At 39.9% G+C, this 22,138-nt stretch carries 20 protein-coding genes; 18 read left to right on the forward strand and 2 right to left on the reverse strand.

What is annotated here, in order from left to right; genetic code table 11:
• The first annotated feature begins 6 nt into the window (after positions 1-6).
• From JKG64_RS16065 to JKG64_RS16125, 13 genes are all read left to right on the forward strand, one after another.
• Positions 7-1,473: a glutamate synthase subunit beta gene (locus JKG64_RS16065; protein WP_210355316.1), complete on the forward strand. Its 1,467-nt coding sequence runs from the start codon at positions 7-9 to the stop codon at positions 1,471-1,473.
• Positions 1,474-1,585: 112 nt separating this feature from the next.
• The gene (locus JKG64_RS16070; protein WP_210355317.1) at positions 1,586-2,188 is read left to right on the forward strand and encodes a hypothetical protein; all 603 of its coding nucleotides are present in this window, start codon (positions 1,586-1,588) and stop codon (positions 2,186-2,188) included.
• 133 nt (positions 2,189-2,321) lie between these two features.
• Positions 2,322-4,436: an FUSC family protein gene (locus tag JKG64_RS16075; RefSeq protein WP_210355318.1), complete on the forward strand. Its 2,115-nt coding sequence runs from the start codon at positions 2,322-2,324 to the stop codon at positions 4,434-4,436.
• A 123-nt stretch (positions 4,437-4,559) separates the two neighbouring features.
• Positions 4,560-5,696, forward strand: coding sequence for an NADH-quinone oxidoreductase subunit NuoH (nuoH, locus tag JKG64_RS16080; RefSeq protein WP_262897774.1), 1,137 nt, complete (start codon positions 4,560-4,562; stop codon positions 5,694-5,696).
• Positions 5,697-5,797: 101 nt separating this feature from the next.
• Positions 5,798-6,358 carry a NuoI/complex I 23 kDa subunit family protein gene (locus JKG64_RS16085; protein ID WP_210355442.1) on the forward strand — a complete coding sequence of 187 codons (561 nt, stop codon included), beginning with the start codon at positions 5,798-5,800 and terminating at the stop codon, positions 6,356-6,358.
• Positions 6,359-6,363: 5 nt separating this feature from the next.
• Positions 6,364-6,906 carry an NADH-quinone oxidoreductase subunit J family protein gene (locus JKG64_RS16090; protein WP_210355320.1) on the forward strand — a complete coding sequence of 181 codons (543 nt, stop codon included), beginning with the start codon at positions 6,364-6,366 and terminating at the stop codon, positions 6,904-6,906.
• Positions 6,903-7,208, forward strand: a complete 306-nt coding sequence (nuoK, locus tag JKG64_RS16095; protein ID WP_210355321.1) for an NADH-quinone oxidoreductase subunit NuoK — start codon at positions 6,903-6,905, stop codon at positions 7,206-7,208. The genes JKG64_RS16090 and nuoK overlap by 4 nt, the downstream gene beginning before the upstream one ends.
• On the forward strand, positions 7,208-9,292 hold the full coding sequence (locus JKG64_RS16100) for an NADH-quinone oxidoreductase subunit 5 family protein (RefSeq protein ID WP_210355322.1): 2,085 nt from the start codon (positions 7,208-7,210) through the stop codon (positions 9,290-9,292). The genes nuoK and JKG64_RS16100 overlap by 1 nt, the downstream gene beginning before the upstream one ends.
• Before the next feature lies 1 nt (position 9,293).
• Entirely contained in the window at positions 9,294-10,898 is a 1,605-nt protein-coding gene (locus tag JKG64_RS16105; RefSeq protein ID WP_210355323.1) for a complex I subunit 4 family protein, read from the forward strand.
• 5 nt (positions 10,899-10,903) lie between these two features.
• On the forward strand, positions 10,904-12,412 hold the full coding sequence (locus JKG64_RS16110) for an NADH-quinone oxidoreductase subunit N (RefSeq protein ID WP_210355324.1): 1,509 nt from the start codon (positions 10,904-10,906) through the stop codon (positions 12,410-12,412).
• Between the two features lie 108 nt (positions 12,413-12,520).
• On the forward strand, positions 12,521-13,126 hold the full coding sequence (locus tag JKG64_RS16115; protein ID WP_210355325.1) for a DUF4254 domain-containing protein: 606 nt from the start codon (positions 12,521-12,523) through the stop codon (positions 13,124-13,126).
• Between the two features lie 7 nt (positions 13,127-13,133).
• Entirely contained in the window at positions 13,134-14,150 is a 1,017-nt protein-coding gene (locus JKG64_RS16120; RefSeq protein ID WP_210355326.1) for a glycosyltransferase family 9 protein, read from the forward strand.
• The gene (locus tag JKG64_RS16125) at positions 14,141-15,256 is read left to right on the forward strand and encodes a glycosyltransferase family 4 protein (protein WP_210355327.1); all 1,116 of its coding nucleotides are present in this window, start codon (positions 14,141-14,143) and stop codon (positions 15,254-15,256) included. Before JKG64_RS16120 ends, JKG64_RS16125 begins: the two co-directional genes overlap by 10 nt.
• A gap of 5 nt (positions 15,257-15,261) precedes the next feature.
• On the opposite strand, the gene JKG64_RS16130 is transcribed toward JKG64_RS16125, so the two are convergent.
• Positions 15,262-16,023, reverse strand: coding sequence for a glycosyltransferase family 32 protein (locus tag JKG64_RS16130; protein WP_210355328.1), 762 nt, complete (start codon positions 16,021-16,023; stop codon positions 15,262-15,264).
• Between the two features lie 59 nt (positions 16,024-16,082).
• Here JKG64_RS16130 and JKG64_RS16135 point away from each other — a divergent pair, with 59 nt between their 5' ends.
• From JKG64_RS16135 to JKG64_RS16150, 4 genes are read left to right on the forward strand one after another with little or no spacing between them, the layout of a single operon-like run.
• The gene (locus JKG64_RS16135; RefSeq protein ID WP_210355329.1) at positions 16,083-16,856 is read left to right on the forward strand and encodes a glycosyltransferase family 2 protein; all 774 of its coding nucleotides are present in this window, start codon (positions 16,083-16,085) and stop codon (positions 16,854-16,856) included.
• A 39-nt stretch (positions 16,857-16,895) separates the two neighbouring features.
• Positions 16,896-17,987 (forward strand): glycosyltransferase family 8 protein, encoded by a 1,092-nt coding sequence (locus JKG64_RS16140; protein WP_210355330.1) that lies wholly within the window; start codon positions 16,896-16,898, stop codon positions 17,985-17,987.
• 24 nt (positions 17,988-18,011) lie between these two features.
• Complete coding sequence (locus JKG64_RS16145) at positions 18,012-19,031, forward strand: hypothetical protein (protein ID WP_210355331.1); 1,020 nt, start codon at positions 18,012-18,014, stop codon at positions 19,029-19,031.
• A gap of 43 nt (positions 19,032-19,074) precedes the next feature.
• Positions 19,075-19,872, forward strand: a complete 798-nt coding sequence (locus JKG64_RS16150; protein ID WP_210355332.1) for a glycosyltransferase — start codon at positions 19,075-19,077, stop codon at positions 19,870-19,872.
• Between the two features lie 3 nt (positions 19,873-19,875).
• Here JKG64_RS16150 and JKG64_RS16155 read toward each other — a convergent pair whose 3' ends face one another.
• A complete protein-coding gene (locus JKG64_RS16155; RefSeq protein ID WP_210355333.1) occupies positions 19,876-20,886 on the reverse strand; it encodes a CgeB family protein in 1,011 nt (336 codons plus the stop codon).
• Positions 20,887-21,224: 338 nt separating this feature from the next.
• On the opposite strand from JKG64_RS16155, the gene JKG64_RS16160 reads away from it, so the two are divergent.
• Complete coding sequence (locus JKG64_RS16160) at positions 21,225-22,121, forward strand: glycosyltransferase family 2 protein (RefSeq protein ID WP_210355334.1); 897 nt, start codon at positions 21,225-21,227, stop codon at positions 22,119-22,121.
• Positions 22,122-22,138: the final 17 nt, after the last annotated feature.

Genomic DNA, 22,138 nt, shown 5'->3' on the forward strand with positions numbered 1-22,138 from the left:
CGAAACATGGGAAAAGCGACAGGATTTTTAGAATTTGATAGACTGGCTCCTCAGAAAGAGCCTATAGAAAGTAGAACAACAAACTATCAGGAATTTGTTCACAGCTACACGGACAAGCAACTTAATGACCAAGCGGCACGCTGTATGAACTGTGGGATTCCATTTTGCCACTCAGGCTGCCCTCTAGGGAATGTAATCCCCGAGTTTAACGATGCGGTATATGACGGAAAGTGGGAAGACGCTTACAACATATTGACTTCGACCAACAACTTTCCCGAATTTACGGGACGTATCTGCCCGGCACCATGCGAGTCGGCCTGTGTATTGGGTATCAACAAAAGCCCGGTTGCTATCGAGGAAATCGAAAAACATATTATTGAAATAGCCTATAAAAAGGGATATGTAAAGCCGAACAAATCGTATCTGAAAACAGGCAAAAAGGTCGCTGTAGTAGGCTCTGGCCCAGCTGGTCTAGCCAGCGCAGCACAATTGAACAAAGCAGGTCACGATGTAGTCGTGTACGAACGGGACGATAAGTTAGGTGGACTGCTACGCTACGGTATACCCGATTTCAAACTGGACAAATCAGTTATCGATAGGCGTATACAAATCATGAAAGAATCTGGAATCGAATTCCGTACGAATGCGGAAGTGGGCGTAAATACCCCTGTCTCCGAACTTGACCAGTATGATGCCGTAGTACTGGCTGGTGGGTCGACTATACCCCGAGACCTTAATATCCCAGGGCGAGAGCTGAAGGGGGTACATTATGCCATGGAATTTCTGAAACAGCAGAACAAACGTGTCGGAAATTCTCCAATCGACGTTTCTCAGATACACGCACAGGGCAAAAATGTACTGGTTATCGGTGGTGGTGATACCGGTTCTGACTGTGTAGGGACATCCAATCGTCATGGCGCTAAATCAGTTACGCAATTTGAACTCATGCCACAGCCACCGCAAAACCGTACTGAAGCAATGCCCTGGCCGACCTATCCCATGTTGCTAAAAACAACAACTTCGCACGAAGAGGGCTGTCAACGGCACTGGAGCATCAGTACCAAAGCCTTTCTCGGAGATGAGTCAGGAAACCTTCGCGCGGCACTGGTTGTAGACCTGGAATGGGAAAGCGACGCTTTTGGCAGACCGACTAAGTTTAAAGAAGTAACAGGTTCGGAGCGGGAAATTCCCTGTGAACTGGTAACATTAGCAATGGGATTCTTACACCCACAACAAGAAGGGTTGCTCCAACAGCTGCGTATCGAACGGGACGAACGGGGCAATGTAAAAGCTACGGAAAGAGATTACAAAACAAATACCGACAAATACTTTGTGGCAGGCGATATGCGCCGAGGGCAATCGCTGGTCGTATGGGCAATATCCGAAGGCAGAGAATGTGCGCGTAAGGTCGATGAGTTCTTGATGGGCAGTACCGAACTCGAAAGCAAAGAAGCAGTGCATCAATACGCCTAAAATAATAGCTACTAATTCATCAATCTATATTTTTCTTCTATTAGACCTTTGCGAGCAATCGGAAGGGTCTTTTTGTTGATAAAAACTATATATTAGCGGAAAATTAAAACCAATGAAACACCTTTACAATCTTACTTTTACGCTGTTATTGTTAGCCCCATTAACTACATTCTCCCAGAAAATGAAAATCGTCTCGGGCAACTTTGACTTTCTGAAAGACCAGCGCGAAATCAATGTCGAATTTGATTATCGGGGAATGAGGTTTTACAATGAGAATATTTCTGAAAATGAATATATAAAACGTCGTGAAAATGACATCACACAAAATAAAGGCAAGGCAGAAGCTCAACGCTGGCTTGACGACTGGCAGGATTCTAAAGACAGGGTATTCATCAATAAATTCTTGTCCTTGGTAAATGAAAGAGCACCACTCCAATTTGATAAAAACCCCAATGCTAAATATACACTAATCGTACAGACCGAGTGGATATATCCCGGATGGTTTGGAGGAGTGATGGCACAAAAAGCCAAAGTGAGTACACAATTGCGTTTTGTTGAAACAGCAAAACGCTCCAAGTCACTTTTAACCATAAGCAGCGACAAAGCTCCGGGCAACATTGCCTTTGTAGGAGTTCCAAATAATAACGACCGTATGGCTGAGGGTTACGCAAAAACAGGAAAGTCCCTAGGTGCGCTCCTTCAAAAAAAGCTTTAACATATATTCCACAACACAACAAAAAGACAAAATAATATTTCGGATAAAAAACGCATCGTAAAAATATATTTTACATAAGTGAATTTTTCGTACTTTTGCAGTCGATTTAAAAGATCAATTGTAAATAGGTTTTATGACTCGTACAGTCCACCATTTTTTTGGCAAAGAGTTTAGCAAAGATGCGCTAAGAAACATCCTTGTTATCCTGCTCCCTGCTATCCTACTCTTCTACACCGTAAGTTTAGATGTTGCCATAGCATTCGCCGTTGGCGTGATACTATCTTCACTAACCGATTTACCCGGGAATAGACAAGACAAAACGATGACGGCCATCTGGTGCACTCCCTTATTTGCTATCACGGCATTTTCTACAGCACTGGCGCTCCATTATCTATCATGGGGTATATTGCCGATTTTGGGAATCTGGGGATTTCTCTGTACGTTATTAATCACCCTAGGGCCTAGATGGGGCGTGATCGGCAACTTGACGCTAATCGTCATCAGCTTTACCATCGGACTCAAACCCCAAGACCCGGTTATTTTCGCCTTATCTTTTAGCTTAGGGACATGCTGTTTTTTTGCGGTCAGTCTCCTACAAGCTTACTTGTCTCCTTATCGCTCTTTAAAATATGCGATGAAAGAGGGGTTCGAACAAATGGCCACTCTCCTACAGGCGAAAATCAAATGTTATGACGAGAAGACTCCACTTGAGCAGGTCTACAGAGAACTCAGTCTACTGCACATCAAAATAAGTGAACAGTTAGAAAATATCCGCTCACTACTACTACGCGAGAAGGTATTAATTTCGTCCGGCCAACACGCTGACCTCATCTGGCTGAACAAAATCTATCGATTAATAGACCTCTACGAATTATTGATGGGGATAGATACCGATTATGAAACTATTCGGGAGAAACTGAAACATTCGGAAGTACTCCCTATTATACGACATATCCTCCTCCTTCTTTCGGACGAAATCAAGGTCCTGGAAAACATAAGGCTTATGGAGTTGAATAAAGATACTAAAAACTCTCGTCACCTCGACCTTGTGGAGAGGTCTATGAACTATATAGCAAAGACTATGTCAGTAGATCTCTCCACTACGGTCGAGATGACGGATAAAAATGTCGAAATAAAGATAAAAGAGAAGATCAGTACCGACATACAAAACCTAGAAGAAATACAGGCCAAAGCGAACAGCGAAACCAGGTCGCTAATCAATCCGATACTGATTCATATCAAGCATATTGTAGCTATCGTTCAACAGATTCAACAAGCGACCATTGTACAGGACCCTACATGGGTCAGCACCGCTGCGTACAAAAACTTTGTACCAACAACAAACAAACGCCAGATCATCACGAAACATATCAAAACGAGATCTCCTATATTTATCTACTCGCTACGTATGGCTACATTACTGGTGCTGTCGGGACTCGTTGGTTACACGTTGCCGGAATACCGGTATGCCTCTTGGATTATACTGACCGTTATCCTTGTAGCACGCCCAAGCTATGCCACCACCCAAAGAAGAAACTACCAGCGTATCGTCGGCTCACTGATAGGTATCGCCATCAGTTTGCTGATTACCCTACTCACACATGAGCCTATGCAGCTGCTCTCAATTGCGGTAATCACGCTATACGGCTTCTTCTTATTCAACAAACCAGACTATCTGATCTGTGTGATATTCATTACCATCGCTGCTATACTGGCCCTACATCTATACGAAGGTAATATCTGGGATTTACTCGGAAGCCGTCTGGCTTTTACGCTATTGGGGTCGACCCTAGCCCTGATAGGTTGCTTTGCCCTACCAGTCAATCATCAGAAAAACATGAAAAGCCTATCCGACACACTCATCGACAACTACCAAAACTACTATCAGCGACTTCGTGCCCGTCTTTGTGAAGATACGGTAGACCATCAGGAACTGCGACTGGTTCGGAAACATGCACAGACTTCGCTCGCACAGCTATACGACAGCCTAGACCAATTTCAAAAAGAACCCCGCTACAAAAAGCTGGACTGGACGGATCTGATTTCTTTCCAGACACTAGCCTACCGCATCAACGCACTATTGGTCGGCATCTCGGTCAGTATCACGAAATCAATTGAACAGGAAAATGATACAGCTCTATTACAGCGACTTCAGAATATCGAAGCGCTAATAAACGAATTGTATGAGTTGGGACAATCTGAAAAACTAGCAAATAAAGCACATAAAGCTCCAGCAGTAGTAAGCTAAAAATAATACTCTACTGATTTAGTATATTATTCCAAAGAAATAGTTTATTTTTGGGTGATAGAAAACCAAAATGGCCTGTTGACCTCATAATTGCACGTATGACATGCCTATGATAGTTTTTCTATGGTTCTTTTGCTACGTTTTGCGTATGTTTGCATCCAATTAAGAATTATTCTAAAGAGCTTTGTGAGCCAACTGTTTATCCATATCATTGTACCTGTAGCTATCTTTGGCTTCATCGCGCTATTTACATTATTCGCCGTATACGCGGAGCGTAAGATTGCGGGATTTGTACAGGACAGATTAGGCCCTATGGAAACCGGAAAATACGGACTTCTACAGACTATTGCCGATATACTTAAGCTTCTACAAAAGGAATTTATTACACCCAAAGCAGCCGATAGAATCCTATTTGCAGCAGCCCCTGTCATTATATTTGGCGCCGTGTATATAGGTTATGCTGTAATCCCTTGGGCACCGGATTTTCTACCTGCAAATACACATACAGGCCTTTTCTTCATTATGGCTGTTGTATCTATTGATGCAATTGGTATCCTAATGGCTGGCTGGGGATCAAACAACAAGTATTCTCTCCTAGGTTCTATCCGGGCTATAGCACAGATGGTATCTTATGAAATCCCTGTAGGTCTGTCTTTGATTGCTGCGGTCATGATCACACAGACGCTAAACTTCAACGAGATTGCATTGCAGCAGGGGGTGATGTCGCCAGAGCCTGTGTTCTTTTTAGGAATCTGGGATGTCTCCAATGTGGGTGGTTTTCTTGCTTGGAATATATTTCAGGCACCGCATCTCATCGTCGTATATGTTATCTTCTTCATAGCCTCCCTAGCGGAATGTAATCGGGCACCATTTGATATTCCCGAAGCAGAGTCTGAATTAATCGGTGGTTTTCACACCGAATATGGAGGTATCCGGTTTGCATTTATTTTCCTGGCAGAGTATGCTATGATGTTTTTAGTAGCGATACTTGGGGTGGTCCTATTTTTAGGCGGGTGGAATACGCTTTTACCAAATATAGGAGCCCTGAAACTGGCGGACTGGACAACAGGAATTGGGTGGGGAATATTTTGGACATTGCTCAAATCGCTGACTATCGTCGGCGTGCAGATATGGATTAGATGGACATTGCCCCGTTTTAGGGCAGACCAATTGATGAGCCTATGCTGGAAAGTAATGATTCCATTGGGTTTTGTGTGTATGGCAATATCGGGATTATGGCGAATTTTGGTAATGGTGTAATTAGTGAACAAGTTATCGAGTGAACAAGTTAACAAGCCAACTGGTTAACAAGATAACTAGATCACATGATAACTAGATAACAGGTTAACAACAAGAAATTGATATTAAAAACAACGATACAGGGCTTTTCTTCGGCCGTCAAGGGTTTATTCTTGACGTTCAGGCATCTCTTTGGTGCCCGTCGTTCCCGGCAGTCGGTTGATATCCGGAAACCAGAATATTTTGACCAACAAGAAGGAGTCACAACGGTACAGTTTCCAAAGGAGACCATGCCTATCCCTGAAGTCGCACGATACCAACTGGACGTAGATATCGACGACTGTATCGTGTGTGACCTATGCGCCAAAGCCTGCCCGGTAGACTGCATCACCATAGAAGCAGTAAAATCGCCAGAAGTAATCGGCAAAACTTCTGATGGTTCTGTAAAAAGACTGTACGCGGCCCAGTTTGATATCGACATGGCCAAGTGTATGTACTGTGGTCTTTGTACGGTGGTATGCCCTACAGAATGTATCACCATGACCAATAAATACGACCGTAGTACAACAAAACTAACGGATCTAATATATGGTTTTGGAGAAATGTCCGATGCTGAGATTGCCCAACGTAAAGCGGAATGGACCCAATACCAAGCTGAAAAGGAGGCAGCAAAGAAAAAGTAACGCCCATGGAAGAACTCGTCTTTTACGCATTTGCTATTCTCGCTGTTGGCTCCGCACTGCTCGTGGTTAATCTAAAAAATACGGCACGCGCCTTATTCTTGTTTTTTGTCACCCTATTTGCTATGGCAGGCTTATTCCTATTTGCCCTGGCAGACTTTGTAGCCATTACGCAGATTATGGTCTATGTAGGCGGTGTGTTAATATTGATGTTATTTGCTTTTATGCTCTCGAACAAAGAATTGCTAAAAGCGCTTCAACATATACCGGGTAGATTCCTGACCATGCCGAACTGGCAATCCCTAATATTGGCTCTTGGCTTCTTGGCCGTATTGCTTTGGGGTGTGGCCGAATGGCAACAACAGACCCCCGATTGGATTGTACAGAATATCAAGCAGGGGAATATAATACAGCCACACGATAATAATATACAGCAACTGGGCCTAAAATTCATGACACAATACATACTCCCTTTTGAGGTGATTTCTGTATTTCTACTCATGGTATTAATAGGAGCTGCCCATCTGTCAAGAAAGGAGGAACAGAAATGATTACATTAACTCATTTTCTAGTAGTCAGTGCCTGCATCTTTTGCATTGGTCTATACACTGTGCTGGCCAAAAGAAATGCAATCATGATACTGGTTGGCATCGAACTGATGATTAATGCCGCCATTCTCAATTTTGTAGCCTTTGGCCGTTATGACAAAATAAACTATTCAGGTCAAGTATTTGCTCTATTTGCGATTGTACTCGCCGCAGCCTCTGTAGCTGTAGGTTTAGCAATTATCCTTAATGTGTACCGTCATTATAAAACAATTAATCCCGACCAAATTACCGACTTGCGCGACTAATGGAGGAGCTGTTAAATATATCACCAATTCACGCCAGTATACTTGTAGTATTACTGCCTTTTGTGGCATTCTTAATACAGGCTATACGGGGTAAAAAGTCCAGCTCAGGGAATATATCGCTTATCGCTATTGTACTAAGCACGCTACTGTCAGCTATATTTGTCTTTGCTGAGATATGGAACTACCTCCCTATGCACAGTACCTACGACTGGTTCCGTATCGGAGAAAAAACATTTACGATCGGCATCCTACTTAATAACCTAACAGTACTGATGCTCTTTATTGTATGCATCGTTGCCTTGCCGGTGCATATTTACTCTCGGGCATATATGAAAGGGGACCCCGGGCTACACCGTTACTGGATGTACCTCAGCCTATTTTGTTTTGCCATGCTCGGCCTCTGTATCTCTAAAAACATATTAGTCTCTTATATCTTTTGGGAGCTTGTAGGATTTGCCTCTTACCTATTAATCGGCTTTTGGTTTACCAAGGAAAGCGCTGTACAGGCCAACAAAAAAGCTTTCCTGATTAACCGTATTGGGGATTTAGGCTTTTTAATAGGTATAGCCGCCGTCTTCACATCGTTTGGCACCTTAGACCTGGTCGAACTATTCGGCAAAGAAGGACTGATCTATTCCGAATTTGACAGAGACTCGGGACTGATGACGTTAGCCGGCTTAGGCTTCTTTCTAGGAGCGATGGCCAAATCGGCGCAATTCCCGCTACACATCTGGTTGCCCGATGCAATGGAAGGTCCCACATCAGTATCCTCGCTAATCCATGCGGCGACTATGGTTGCGGCTGGTGTATTTTTACTATGTACGATATTCCCCCTATTCAATGATACTGTTTTACTCCTAATCACCATTATAGGTACAATCACTGCTACGTTGGCTGCGTATTTTGCAGCGGGACAATACGATATAAAACGAGTACTCGCTTTTTCTACTATATCGCAACTGGGGTATATGATGGCTGCAGTAGGTATCGGTGCATGGGATGCGGCACTATTTCATCTGGCAACGCATGCCTTTTTCAAATGTCTCCTCTTCCTATGTGCAGGAGCAGTGATTCATGAAATCGCTCACGCCAAGACCTCCGCAGGACTGGATTTTGACCCGCAGGACCTTCGCAATATGGGAGGCCTCCGCAAGTATATGCCGAAAACCTTTGTGCTGATGAGTATTGCTTCTCTGGCACTAGCAGGATTCCCACTCACTTCGGGGTTTCTCTCTAAAGATGCTATCATCATCGCTACGTTCGAATGGGCATTCCATAAAGGCGGAGCATACTTTATAGTTCCTGTTTTACTCGTTCTAGTCAGTATCGTAACGGCATTCTATATCGGGCGCTTGATTTTCAAAGCATTTATGGGCGAATCACGTCTCCCCAAAGAAGTGGAGCCTAAGATACACGAAGCTCCCCCATCGATGTTGTACCCGATGTATTTCCTGGCTATCTGTTCGCTGTTCTTTGTATTTTCAATGAACCCTATATCCTATCACCAAGCAGGTATTCTATCTGGATTTTCGGTCAATTATACATTCAACGAAATACACAGCCTACACCTATTCGTCCCGCTGACTCTAACAGCGACTGCCCTTGTAAGCTGGATAATAGGCTATAAATGGTATGTATTGAACAAATACCCCTTAAATGCGGAGAGTGGCTGGATTAAAGCAGAAACCAATCAGCTCGGCATAAATAATTTTATAAATAACACCATTGTGAGGACGACATTGATTGTCAGCAGAGCGAGTGTCTGGCTGGACAAATATATTGTGGAAGGTCTCGTAAATTCGGCAAGCAAAGGTACTTTATACCTGAGCAAATCAGCAACGTTATTGGACCGGCATCTGGTCGATGGTTTTGTAATGGCAATACGTAATCTCACGATTGGTCTAAGTAAAATTGCGGCATGGTGGGACAAACATATCGTAGATGGTATTGTTAATACTATTGCAGGCCTGGCTTACTACTTAGGCCATCTCCTGCGCTGGGTACAGAATGGGCGTATCCAAAACTACCTAGGATTTGCGTTTACTATTGTTTTAATTGGAATACTTTATTTGATATTGCGATAGCATGGGATTACTATCATTACTCATATTTTTGCCCTTGGCAGCCACATTATTGATATTGTTGCTCCCTGCCAACCTACAAAAGTCTTACAGATACATTGCTCTTGGCATTACTTTGATCCAGTTTTTTATCACAGGATCACTCTACCTACAATTCGACCAATCGGCAGCAGGTATCAACACGGTGCAGGGCTATCAATTTGTCGAGCAGATTCCATGGATAAGATTAGGTCTCGGTAATCTGGGACAATTGGAAATTGATTATTTCCTTGGTGTGGACGGCGTATCCCTCCCACTGCTTCTGCTGTGTGCCTTTGTGATGTTGATGGCGATAGGTGCTTCATGGAATACCAGTAAAAGCCCTAAAGGTTATTTTGCATTGATTATGCTTCTCAATATGGCTGTAATGGGAATATTCACAGCTTTGGATTTCTTCTTATTCTATATATTCTACGAAGTAATGCTCCTTCCGCTCTACTTCCTGATTGGTATATGGGGAGGAGCCAATCGCGAGTATGCCGCGATTAAATTCTTCATCTATACGCTATTTGGCTCGGTATTCATGCTTTTGATTATTGTAGGGCTCTACTTTTCGGTCATCAATCCGGACACCGGAGCCCACACGTTCAACATGTTGCACATGATGAACCCCGACAACTATGTCGATGGGTCATTCTTTGCGTATTTAAATAATTACAATGAGGTATTGGGAATTCCAGCACGTATGATTGGCTTTATAGTCTTATTTATCGCATTTGCCATCAAAATCCCTATTGTACCACTACATACCTGGCTACCCGATGCACACGTCGAAGCGCCGACCCCAGTATCTATTATCCTTGCAGGGATATTGTTAAAAATCGGAGGATATGGCATCATCAGGGTATGTTATAGTATATTTCCGGACGCGGCGGTCGATGCCAATTGGTGGCTAGGCCTCATCGGGATTATCTCCATTTTATATGGCGCATTAAATGCCTTGGCACAAACAGATTTAAAACGCTTGATAGCTTATTCTTCTGTATCCCATATGGGCTTTGTCCTGCTGGGGCTCGCATCTATGACTGCTGAAGGTATGGCTGGTGCTGTATTTCAAATGATAAGCCACGGATTCCTATCTGCAGCACTATTCTTTTTGGTAGGGGTGATTTATGACCGTGTTCACGACCGCTATATTTATAATTTTAGGGGACTTGCGAGCCTAATGCCTGCTTACACGGGCTTTGTAGCTGTAGCTTTCTTCGCTTCGCTGGGCTTGCCCGGATTTTCCGCATTTATTGGGGAAGCCTTTGTGATCATAGGTACGTTTAATGCTGAAAGTGTAGGAACAGGTATCCCACGCTGGATGGCAATCGCTGGCTCTTTAGGCATATTGCTTAGTGCAGTCTATTTTTTATGGACGCTACAACGGATGTTCTTTGGACAGACACGGGTGAAAGGTGGTGAAGAATGGCTTACTGCGCTGAAAGATGTAACGATAAGAGAACGGATTGTCTTATTCCCGACACTGACATTGGCTCTATTGCTTGGTGTCATGCCCTCGTTGGTATTTGATACGGTAAATAGCAGTGTGCTGAATCTAGTTTCTTTATTGTCGCCCTACTTTTAATAAACATGGAAGGATTGACAACACAGATTAGCACACTATTGGACCACATCATGGTCTCTATACCGGTATTCAAGCCGGAGCTTATCTTGATAACGGCTTTTATCGCAAGCATCTTCTCAAGCCTGTTTATCGACCAGCGGTGGAAACAGGGTTCTTTAAGTTTTGCCTTAGTGGGAATTATGCTTTCAGCCTATTATGTGCATGCGCAGTTAGGCCAAACACAGACTGGCTTCTTTGGCATGCTACAGATAGATGCGCTCTCGGTCTATGCACGGTTGATTATCCTTGGGCTACTATTACCTATTCTGTTTTTAATCCAGCAATATGCCAAAGATAATGGTATAAAAAATCTCGGGGAAATCTATAGCATCCTATTGGCCGCAACAGTAGGCATGAATCTATTGACGATCAGCACAAACTGGCTCATGGTATTTATCGCGATAGAGACGCTTTCGATAAGTTCCTACATTCTGGTAGGCTATTTTTCGGAAAACAAAAAAGGCACAGAAACAGCTAAAATACAATCCGAAGCAACGATGAAGTATGTATTGTTCGGCTCAGTATGTGCCGCAGTCATGCTTTATGGGCTTTCACTAATTTATGGTTTCACGGGAAATCTTGATTTCATCAGCATTGCCCATATCCAAGGGCTCATAGCCGCACCAAAGGTGATGAGCAGTATTGCGATTTTATTTGTCTTCGTAGGGATTGGTTTTAAACTGGGCTTTGTTCCTTTTCACCTGTGGACACCAGATGTCTATCAGGGCGCACCAACACCTATTACGACCTTTCTTTCGACAGTCCCGAAAGTGGCAGCACTGATATTATTCCAACGTCTATTCGAATCCTGGACATCGACCTTATTTTATTTCAGCGAACTGACGATGCTTTTCATTACGGTAGTCGGCATCGTAACTATGCTGGTGGGTAATCTAATCGCTCTCCGCCAATCGGATACCAAGCGCATGATGGCCTATTCCTCGATTGGACACACAGGATTCCTCCTGATGGCTATCATCAGTAGTGCTAGCGCAGATTATACCACGCTACTCTTTTACGTGACAGTCTACGCCATAATGACTATTGGGGTATTTGCCATTATACAGTTTTTAGAGAAGAACATTGGCTCAACAGAGCTAGCCGCCTATAGCGGGCTTGGGAAAAGCAATCCTTTGTTGTTTACCGTTTTCACACTGCTCGGTATCGCACTAATAGGCCTCCCCCCGACAGCAGGCTTTATCGGTAAGCTTTTGGTTTTTACAGCGACCTTCGACCTCTATCAGCACACCAAAGATATCCCAATTCTCCTACTCTTAATAACAGGGGCACTCACTTCGGTGATATCACTGTTTTATTATTTCAAGATCCCCCTATTTGCTTTTTTACGAAAAGGAGAATCTACAGCACCAGTCCTACCTGTGAACTCTGTAGCCTATTTTATCGCAGTAGGATGCGGAATTGCAATGCTTCTTTATGGACTATTCCCTAACTTATTGTCGGGATTATTCTCCTGATAAACCTATAATTGACCAGAGGCTAGGATAGACGATTGAAAAAGTACGGCTTAATATAATTTATGTACCTAATTGGTGAATATAAACCATTTTATCTAAGTTTGTAATATGATTAGTGCAATTGCAAATGCTATTTTCCAACGTGTAATCAATGATTATCACGTTCAGGATGAGATTGACCATCCGATTGAAAATCCATACGAAGGGAGCTCCTTAGAGCACCTGTTGTATTTGAAATGTTGGATAGATACCGCCCAATGGCATATGGAAGATGTCGTACGAAATCCAGATATCGACCCTAAAGATGGGCTCTATTGGAAACGACGGATTGATAAACAAAATCAAGTGCGTACAGATACGGTTGAATATATAGACAGCTACTACCTGACGAAATACGCGGATGTAATACCAGCGACTGATGCACGTATCAATACGGAAAGTCCGGCTTGGGCAATTGATCGACTCTCGATATTGGCCTTGAAAATCTACCATATGGAGCAGGAAACATTGCGTACAGACGTTGACAAAAACCATATCGACACCTGTCAGCAAAAACTGGACATCTTATTGGAACAGCGCAAAGACCTATCAAAAAGCATCGATGAGCTACTGGAAGATGTAGCATCAGGGCAAAAATACATGAAGGCATACAAGCAAATGAAGATGTACAATGATCCTTCATTAAATCCCGTTCTTTACGGAGCTCAGAAATAAAACTTAGATGAAGCGTATTATAGTTACTCGTTTTTCTGCGATGGGTGATGTGGCTATGGTCGCTTCAGTACTCTCCGAATTCCAGCAACAGCATATGGACACCGAAATCATTATGGTGTCCAGAAAGCTATTTGCTGCATTTTTCGAACATATTCCTCGATTGGTATTTCATCCAATGGACCCCATGGGAAAACACAAGGGCCTGATTGGACTATTTAAGCTATTCAAGGAATTAAAAAAATATAACGCCGACTTTGTAGCGGACCTACATAACAATATCAGGTCACGAATATTAGGAAGCCTATTCCGTCTATCCGGAACAACAACAGATACGTTGGACAAAGGCCGCGCAGAAAAGAAGGCATTAACCCGTCCCAATAATAAGGTAAAACGTCAGTTAAAACTAACGACGGAACGTTATGCAGATGTATTCCGTAAGCTCGGTTTTAAAATCCAATTAAGCCACGCCTTAAAAAAAACAGAGCGATTACTTCCGGAAGGACTATCTGCAGACTTTCCTAAGGCAAAAAAGAGGATTGGAATCGCCCCATTTGCACAACATAGCTTTAAGGTGTTGTCACTCTCTAAAATGAACGAAGTGATCGCCCGTCTATCCCAGCTCGACTACGCCGTCTATATTTTTGGAGGAGGCCCCCAAGAAAAGGCAATAGCTGAAAAATGGGCCAAGGAGTATACCAACGTAAAAAGCCTTATTGGCCAATTCAGCGTAAGTCAGGAACTCGATATCATCGCCAATCTAAATCTGATGATCAGTATGGACAGTTCCGGTATGCATATGGCCTCGTTGGTAGGCACACGATGTGTATCTGTTTGGGGAGCAACACACCCATTTGCCGGATTTTTGGGATATGGACAACAGTATGATGATATAATACAGATAGAACATCCCAATCGCCCAAGTTCTGTCTATGGCAACAAACCCTGCGATTGTGATGGTACCGAAGCCATAGATTTAGTATCTTCGCAGATGATAATAGACCATATCACCAATATATGCGAATAGGATTTGATGCCAAACGTTATTTTTTGAACCAAACAGGCTTAGGCAACTATAGCCGGGACTTGGTACGTATCCTCGAACATTATTACCCCAAAAACGATTATATCAAATACACGCCAAAGCTTCGTGGAGCATGGTTGGATTCAGAAGAATTCAGAAAGACAACCAAACTTCCTGAAGGGAGATTCAATAACTTTTTCCCTAGCCTATGGAGAAACAGTGGCGTTGTTAAAGATCTAAAACGAGATAATATTGATATATTCCATGGGCTCTCCGGTGAAATCCCAATGGGTCTAAAAGAGAACCATATCAAATCGGTAGTGACAATCCACGACTTGATTTTTTTGAAATACCCTAAGCTTTATAAAGGTATCGACCGATACATCTATAACAAAAAGTTCAAATATGCGGTCAATAATGCCGATAAGGTCGTAGCAATAAGTGAACAGACGAAGCGTGATATCGCGGAGTTTTATGGTATCCCGGCAGAAAGAATCGAGGTAATCTATCAAGGATGCCATCCAGCGTTTAAAACAATAAAAACGGAAGTACAAAAAGAAAATCTCCGCAAAAAGTACAATCTCCCGAACCAATTCATATTGAATGTAGGTTCGATAGAACCCCGTAAAAACGCCTTTCAGATTGTTAAAGCGGTAGAAAACTTAGATATCCCGTTAATAATTATTGGAAAGACAACGGAATATGCAAAACAAATCAAAGCTTATATTGCACAAAAAGGCCTCGAAAACAGAATTTTTCTAATGCAGGGATTCACAATGGAGGAGCTTTCCGTAATTTATGCAATGGCGGATGTTTTTGTTTACCCTTCCCTATACGAAGGTTTTGGGATTCCGATTATAGAAGCTCTCTACTCGGGAACTCCAGTGGTAAGCACAAACTCGGGGGTATTTCCAGAAGCAGGAGGGCCATTTTCTTACTATATCAACCCTCAAGATATAGGAGAAATCCAATACGCAATATCATCTATACTTAATAGCTCTAATATGCGGGATGAAATGGTGGCAGAGGGGATAACGTATGTACAGCGATTTAACGACCAGACCATTGCTGAAGAATGGGACAGTTTATATAATAGTTTGCTTAGGTAAATTGATTACTTCTTATATAAATAAAAGTCTCCTTCTTTTTTAAACATATAGGCAATACGTGATTTCAATATCAATGGAGTACGTTGTATCTTTCTAGATATCGATGTCCAATAATGTGCTAGGTTTCTTTTTCGTGCACCCCAAGAATCTTCCCACCAATGAATTGCGATAGTATTGTCCGTGAGACAACTCTCATGGTAAGACTCCATCCAAGAAAAAGGATAGAAATAGTCTTTGGTCAACACCAGCACATCTTCTAGCTGTTGGGTCTCATAAGTACTGACACCATATTTCCCCAACAAAATGTCACTCGATACATTGGGCGCAGCCATCGGATGGTATTTCATACGCTGAAGCTTCTCCGTCTCTCTCAAGCAATCTTCGACAAAAGCATTCCCTTTTTCACATCCAATTACAGCAGTATTAAAAGGAAATTTAGATACACCTATTTCTGTTTGAAAAGCAATAAACGACTTCGCCCCCAAGAGATGATCAAAAGTTTTAATAACTTCTACATCTGTATCTAAATAAATTCCTCCATGCTTAAAAATGGCGTAAAGCCGCATATAATCAGCGATAAAAGCCCACCTTTTCTGCTTATACAGTATTTTTAAAAAGGGCATTTCATCAAAAGGAGTATTGGATTCATCCCACCGTCTGATCTCGTAACCTGGTAAATTTGCTTCCCAAGAATTTATACACTTTCTTATAGTCTCACTATATCCTGCTCCTCCATACCAACAAAAATGAATAATTTTAGGAATCATCGTTTTACTTTATTATTTATTTATCTTTGCTCAAAGATAGATAAATTGTAACATATTATATGGGAATAAGCGGACTTGTTATTACATTTAATGAAGAGAAAAACATCAGAAAGTGTATTTTAAGTTTACAAGAAGTTTGCGACGAAGTTATTATTATCGATTCCAATAGTAAGGACAATACGGTTGCCATCGCCGAGTCTCTAGGTGCAGTAGTTATTTCTCAAGATTTTCTTGGCGATGGCCCTCAACGCATTTTTGGACTACAATTCTGTAAAAACGACTGGATATTAAACCTAGATACAGATGAGTTTCTTGATAAAGATTGTTTTTCATTCTTTAAAAACAAAGAATACGAAAATCAATCCTACGACGCTTATAACTTTCGAAGAAGAAATTTCCTAAAAGACAAGGAGATACGTTTTACAGAATGTTATCCTGATTATACATGTCGGTTCTTTAACAAAAAAACAGCTATCCCCTCGGCACAAAAAGTACATCAACACGTTATAGCTACGAATATGTATAAATCAAAAATGCATATTTTGCACTATGCGTGGGCCGATTTTCATCAACTGATAGCAAAAAAAAACCAATATACAGACTGGCAAGTTGAAGAACTCCTTAAGAACGGTAAGCGTATTAATGCATTCTCTCCTATAATACATGGAACAGCAACGTTCTTTAAGGCTTACTTTTTAAAAAAAGGTGTATTTAATGGCATCGATGGTGTAACGTTTTCACTTATTCAATCGTTCTTCTCTTATATGAAATATGCAAAACTGTTAGAAGCACTACGAAATAAAAAAAAAGGCAGTACTAGTGTCGGCATGTAATTTGCAGTTTTAAAGCTTTGAAAGAAATATAATACGTTAATGATGTACACCGTTCCTACAATTACGAAAAATTCTCGCCCTTCACACTATAAAAAAGCAGTTGCATTCTGCGTAGACAAGGCTTATCTGCCTTATGCGTCGTTTGTTGCCAATCAAATTTTAGAAAAAGAAAAAAATAGGGACTTTGATGTTATCATCTGCGTGCCGGAAAGGGATTTATTATTTCCGATTCCCGACTCTGAGATTCGCTATTGCTCCATAGATTACTCATGTATGTTAAATCTTCCTGTGGGAAGACTTTCTATGGCAACCTATCACAAGATCTTTTTACCGGCAATTTTTAAAGAGGAATACGAACAAATCCTTTACCTAGACGCTGACGTCTATTTAAACAGTTCCTGCATATCTTCTTTAATGAGTAGCTATAAAGAAAATAAAGGTCTGGCGATGGCCGTAGATATATCGGAAATCGAACGTAAGTCTGGTCTAAATTTCCACAATAACTACTTGAACCGATATGCCAACTTAAATCATCAATATCGCAATGCAGGTGTTATACTTTTCAATACTAAGAGATTAGCAGAAATTAACTACTTAGAGCAATTGATGAACTATGCGGAAAAGAATAAACAAAAGCTCTTACGACATGACCAAACGCTTATCAATACAGTGCTGAGCAATGAAATTAGTTCTTTATCCTTTTTATTTAACTACCAGCTTATCGACACAACTATACCTCTCTTAGACGAATTCAAGCCAAAAATCCTTCACTTCGTTGGCGAACTGAAGCCTTGGAATACAGAATTTGGTTTTATCGGTTCTTTTCATGCCGAATACGATAGTTTTATCCGTACTCACTTTCCACATCATCAACTTCATTCCAAATCTGAGTTTGAATTGAAATATGAAAGCCGCAAGAAAAAACGTAAATACAAGAATCCTGTACGTGAAAAATTGTCGCTAAACGTTTTTGTAGGGAAAGAAAGATTAAAAGGTATTATTGCTTATTTTAGCAAACCTCGAAATTCCGAAACTGTTGAAAAACGCAAAATAAGAAGGATAATTTCTCGCTTTCGTGCGAGCATTGATAGGTCGATTTGTGAATCTGACGTGCAACCTGCAAGAAGCTAACTATTCATTAAGTCGATTAGAAGGATGTTTCAAGGAAAGAAAATACTACTTGCTGTCCCTGACCATGTTGGTTTTCCAGAAGTTTTTAAAAGAAATTTAGAACATATAGGTCTTGAAGTTTTTACTCTTGCAGCACCACCTATTGACCATTTTAAATATAAAAACATTTTCCAGCGAGCACACAATTTCATACGTAAAAAATTTTTCAAGGATAGAGATTTTAAACGGAAGTTATTCCTTGAACAAAACAAACACGAACTTATACAGAAACTTAATGGAGTAGAAAAGATTGATTATACTCTATTTATTCGTCCCGATCAGTATGCTCTTGAAGTTGTAAAAATGGTAAGACAAAAGAGTGAAAAAATGCTCTGTTATCAGTGGGACGGATTAGAGCGATACCCAAACATCTATGAATATATACCTTTCATGGATAGGTTTTTCGTGTTTGACACGAAAGATTTATCTGTAGAAAACACCTTACCATTAACAAATTTCTTTTTTGACTTTTTCGAAACAAATAGTATAGTAAACAAAAATGAAGTATATTATATAGGGAGCTATTTGGAAGATCGTCTCGAATTAATAGGAGACATAGATCAAAAACTAGACATACTGGGCATTGACAGAACTATAAAAATTGTCTCTAATAGAAACCGTGTTATCGAACTCATTAATTCGAAGGGTCTTATCCCATATCCGAACACGATTTCTTACATGGAAAACCTAAAAGCCGTAGTCAACGCAACCGTGCTTATCGATATACAGAATCCTATACACAACGGACTTTCTTTCAGAATCTTTGAAGGGCTAGGATATGATAAAAAAATTATCACGACAAATACTGATGTTATTAAATATGATTTCTACCACCCTAACAATATTTTAGTATGGGACAATCAAACTAAAGAAGACCTTAGTTCATTTTTATCACTTCCATATCAGGTCTTACCTAAGCATGTCAAAAACAAATATAGTTTCACGAATTGGTTTTCCTATATCACTGAAGAAAAGCCTTATGAAGCAATTGACTTGCCATCTTAGATCAATGGTTACTAATCATTATGCTTAACCTAAATACCGTGTTATGAGTAAAAGAATCAAAAAGATCTGTCACTATCTCCAATATAAATATATTACTATTTTTGATAGTCTTGTAAAAAAGCAACGAAAGGATCCCCGTCATATCCCCATTATTATTATAAATTTCAATCAACTTGAAACGCTAAAGCAGCTAGTTTCATTTCTTTTAGAAAAAGAATTTCGGAAAATTGTAATTATAGATAATAACTCTACCTACCCTCCTCTAATGGATTACTATAAATCAATTAACGGGAAAGTAACAGTGGAAAGAATGCATGAAAATCACGGTCACATGGTATTCTTTAAAAATCGGAGTTTGTTAGAAAAATATGCAAAAGGCTACTATGTCGTCACAGATGCAGACATATCTCTTAACCCAGCGATGCCAAAAGACTTTATGAACAGTTTGCTGAAACTCATGGATAGGTATCATTATCACATTTTAAAGGCTGGTCTAGCCTTAGATCTAGAAACAATACCAGACTATTACCCGTTAAAAGAAAAAGTCAAAAATTGGGAAGCAAAGTTCTGGTCAGATCAATTAGAAGAGCACGTATTCAAAGCCGATATCGATACTACATTTGCACTCTACAAGCCCAACTATCCGTTAAGATTTAATATAAATAATCAGTTCTATAAAGCGGTGAGAATCGCTGGGAAATTCACTTGCAAACACATGGGTTGGTATCTTGATCCGGAGAATTTAACAGCCGAACAATTATACTATATGTCAACATCATCAATATCCAATTCTTGGAAGTTTGATGAAGAGGGGAAACTAAAATCTAATGAAGACTATTAAGCACTAATGCTTCAGGATATAATTTAACCAATTTGCAAAACTGTATTTCATCCTTATATTTTCATCAATCTTATAATATGGACGTTCAATGAAATCCATAATTTCAATTTTATCATAGTCACCTTCTTTTAGAATAAAGAAATTATCTGGATGATAAAAATCATAATTCCGAACATTAGAATTCGTTGTTATGACTTTCTTTCCATACTTTAAACCTTCAAAAATTCTAAATGAAAGACCATTATGCTCGCCTATTAAAAAATCTACTATAATTTTTGACTTCTTTATATACCCCAAGTATTCTTCAAATGGAATCGAACCGTCCCTACAATGAATACCTATTTCTCTATAATTAGGCTGAAAATGTTTATTAAGAGGTGTAAACGCTATTTCAAAATGAATCTTAGCTAGAATTTCTTTTACAAATTTATAAAAACTCAGAAGGGCTTCCTCTCTTCCTTCATTGTAATAGCCTAAGAAGAACATATCATAAATAGGTTCTTCCATCCAATCCTTTAATTCAAAGTCATAATCAAAGAAGAAATTATAAGCCAAATGAGTTTTAAACCTATCATTACTTACCAGGTCAACTTTATCAAAAACAAAGAACCTATCAAAATAGGGTATCAATGCCTTTACTTCTGGATTTCTCTCGATACCATCATAGTGATAGGACACGAAATGATCACTCTTCACTTTTGCCAACTTTAGCACCTCTTGACTAAAAAAATCTGCTCGAAAAACAAGTCCATAATCGAATGCTTTCTCTTGATTAATAACAGTGAGATTATGTTCCAGATTATATATATCGATAAGACTACGTTTATAGCTGTTATCCCTGTCAACAATTTTCCGCCACCTACTATAAATACGTTGAAAAAAACTCTTGTATTGAAACCCAGCTGGTTTGTTGATAATGGTTACAACTTCATAGCCTAAGTGCAACAAATTTCTTTCAACTAAAACAAATAACTGATAATCATCTGGAGCCAATAACAAGATTCTCTTTCCCATATATAATTTACAAATTAACAAGTCTATCCAACTATACTTAATTACTACCGTGCGTAGCTCCCGATTTGACTACTCATTACTCGCAAGATATTCCTAAAAATACAGTAAAACATCTGGACTTTTTAATAAGATTATTTCTGCAATATAAGTATATTTTATTACCAAAGGATTTGTGTCCGACAAAAGATTGATAAACATTTTTTTCAAGAATCCAGAAAGGAAATCGCCGATATACTGTAATCAGAAATACTTATCTTTACAATTCTGACTAACGGTTTATTTACAATAAATAAAGCATTTGCAATGAGCAAAAAGTCGGAACTTACTCACTAAAAAGTATGAATACACCCAAAATAGCTATCATCATTCCGTGTTATCTTCAAAGCGAATATTTAGACACATGCTTAGATTCTATTTACAAGCAAAAATATGACAACTGGGAATGTATAATTATTAATGATGGTTCTCCTGATAAGACAGGAGAAATAGCCCAAAACTGGACTTTAAAAGACTCTAGATTCAAATATTATGAAAAAGAAAATGGAGGATTAAGTTCAGCCAGAAATTATGGGCTTCAAAAAACCCAAGCAGAATACATTCAATTTTTAGATTGTGACGATTTTATTCATCCCGACAAATTTGAGCATTTTGCCAATGAACTTAATACAGGATCACACGATATCTTGTTGTCAAATTTTCAAATGTATGCAAACAATAAATACTCACCTGCTTTCTGTGAATTAAAAGAACACCACTTTAGCTATAATGCCATCCTGCTTCAGTGGGACATAGACTTCTCAATACCAATACATTGCGCTATTTTCAAGAAAAGATTTATTTCGGCTGGAGGTTTCAACACAGAATTAAAAGCCAAAGAAGATTGGTTGTTTTGGATACAGTTTTTTGAAAATAGACCTAAAGTAGTTTGGAAGGATGACGTATTTAATTACTATAGGCTCCATCAAAGTAGCATGACTCGAGATCGCTTACTCATGATGGAAAACACTAAAAAAATCAATCAGTTTCTAGTAAAATACATTAAAGAAGATCAGCTTGAAGATTTCATGTCTGCTACTCATGAAAGATATATGGTCCTTTTAAAAAGTATGAATGATGAAATACTAAGTTTGAAAAAATCATTTGAATCTCCAAACTTCAAAAAGGTTTCAAGAGTATTTAAACAATACATAAAACGCCGTTGGAGAAAAATAACAAATTCACATTCAACAGCATGATATTATCTGGTATATTT

The organism is Sphingobacterium tabacisoli, assembly GCF_017908035.1.
Classification (GTDB): domain Bacteria; phylum Bacteroidota; class Bacteroidia; order Sphingobacteriales; family Sphingobacteriaceae; genus Sphingobacterium; species Sphingobacterium tabacisoli.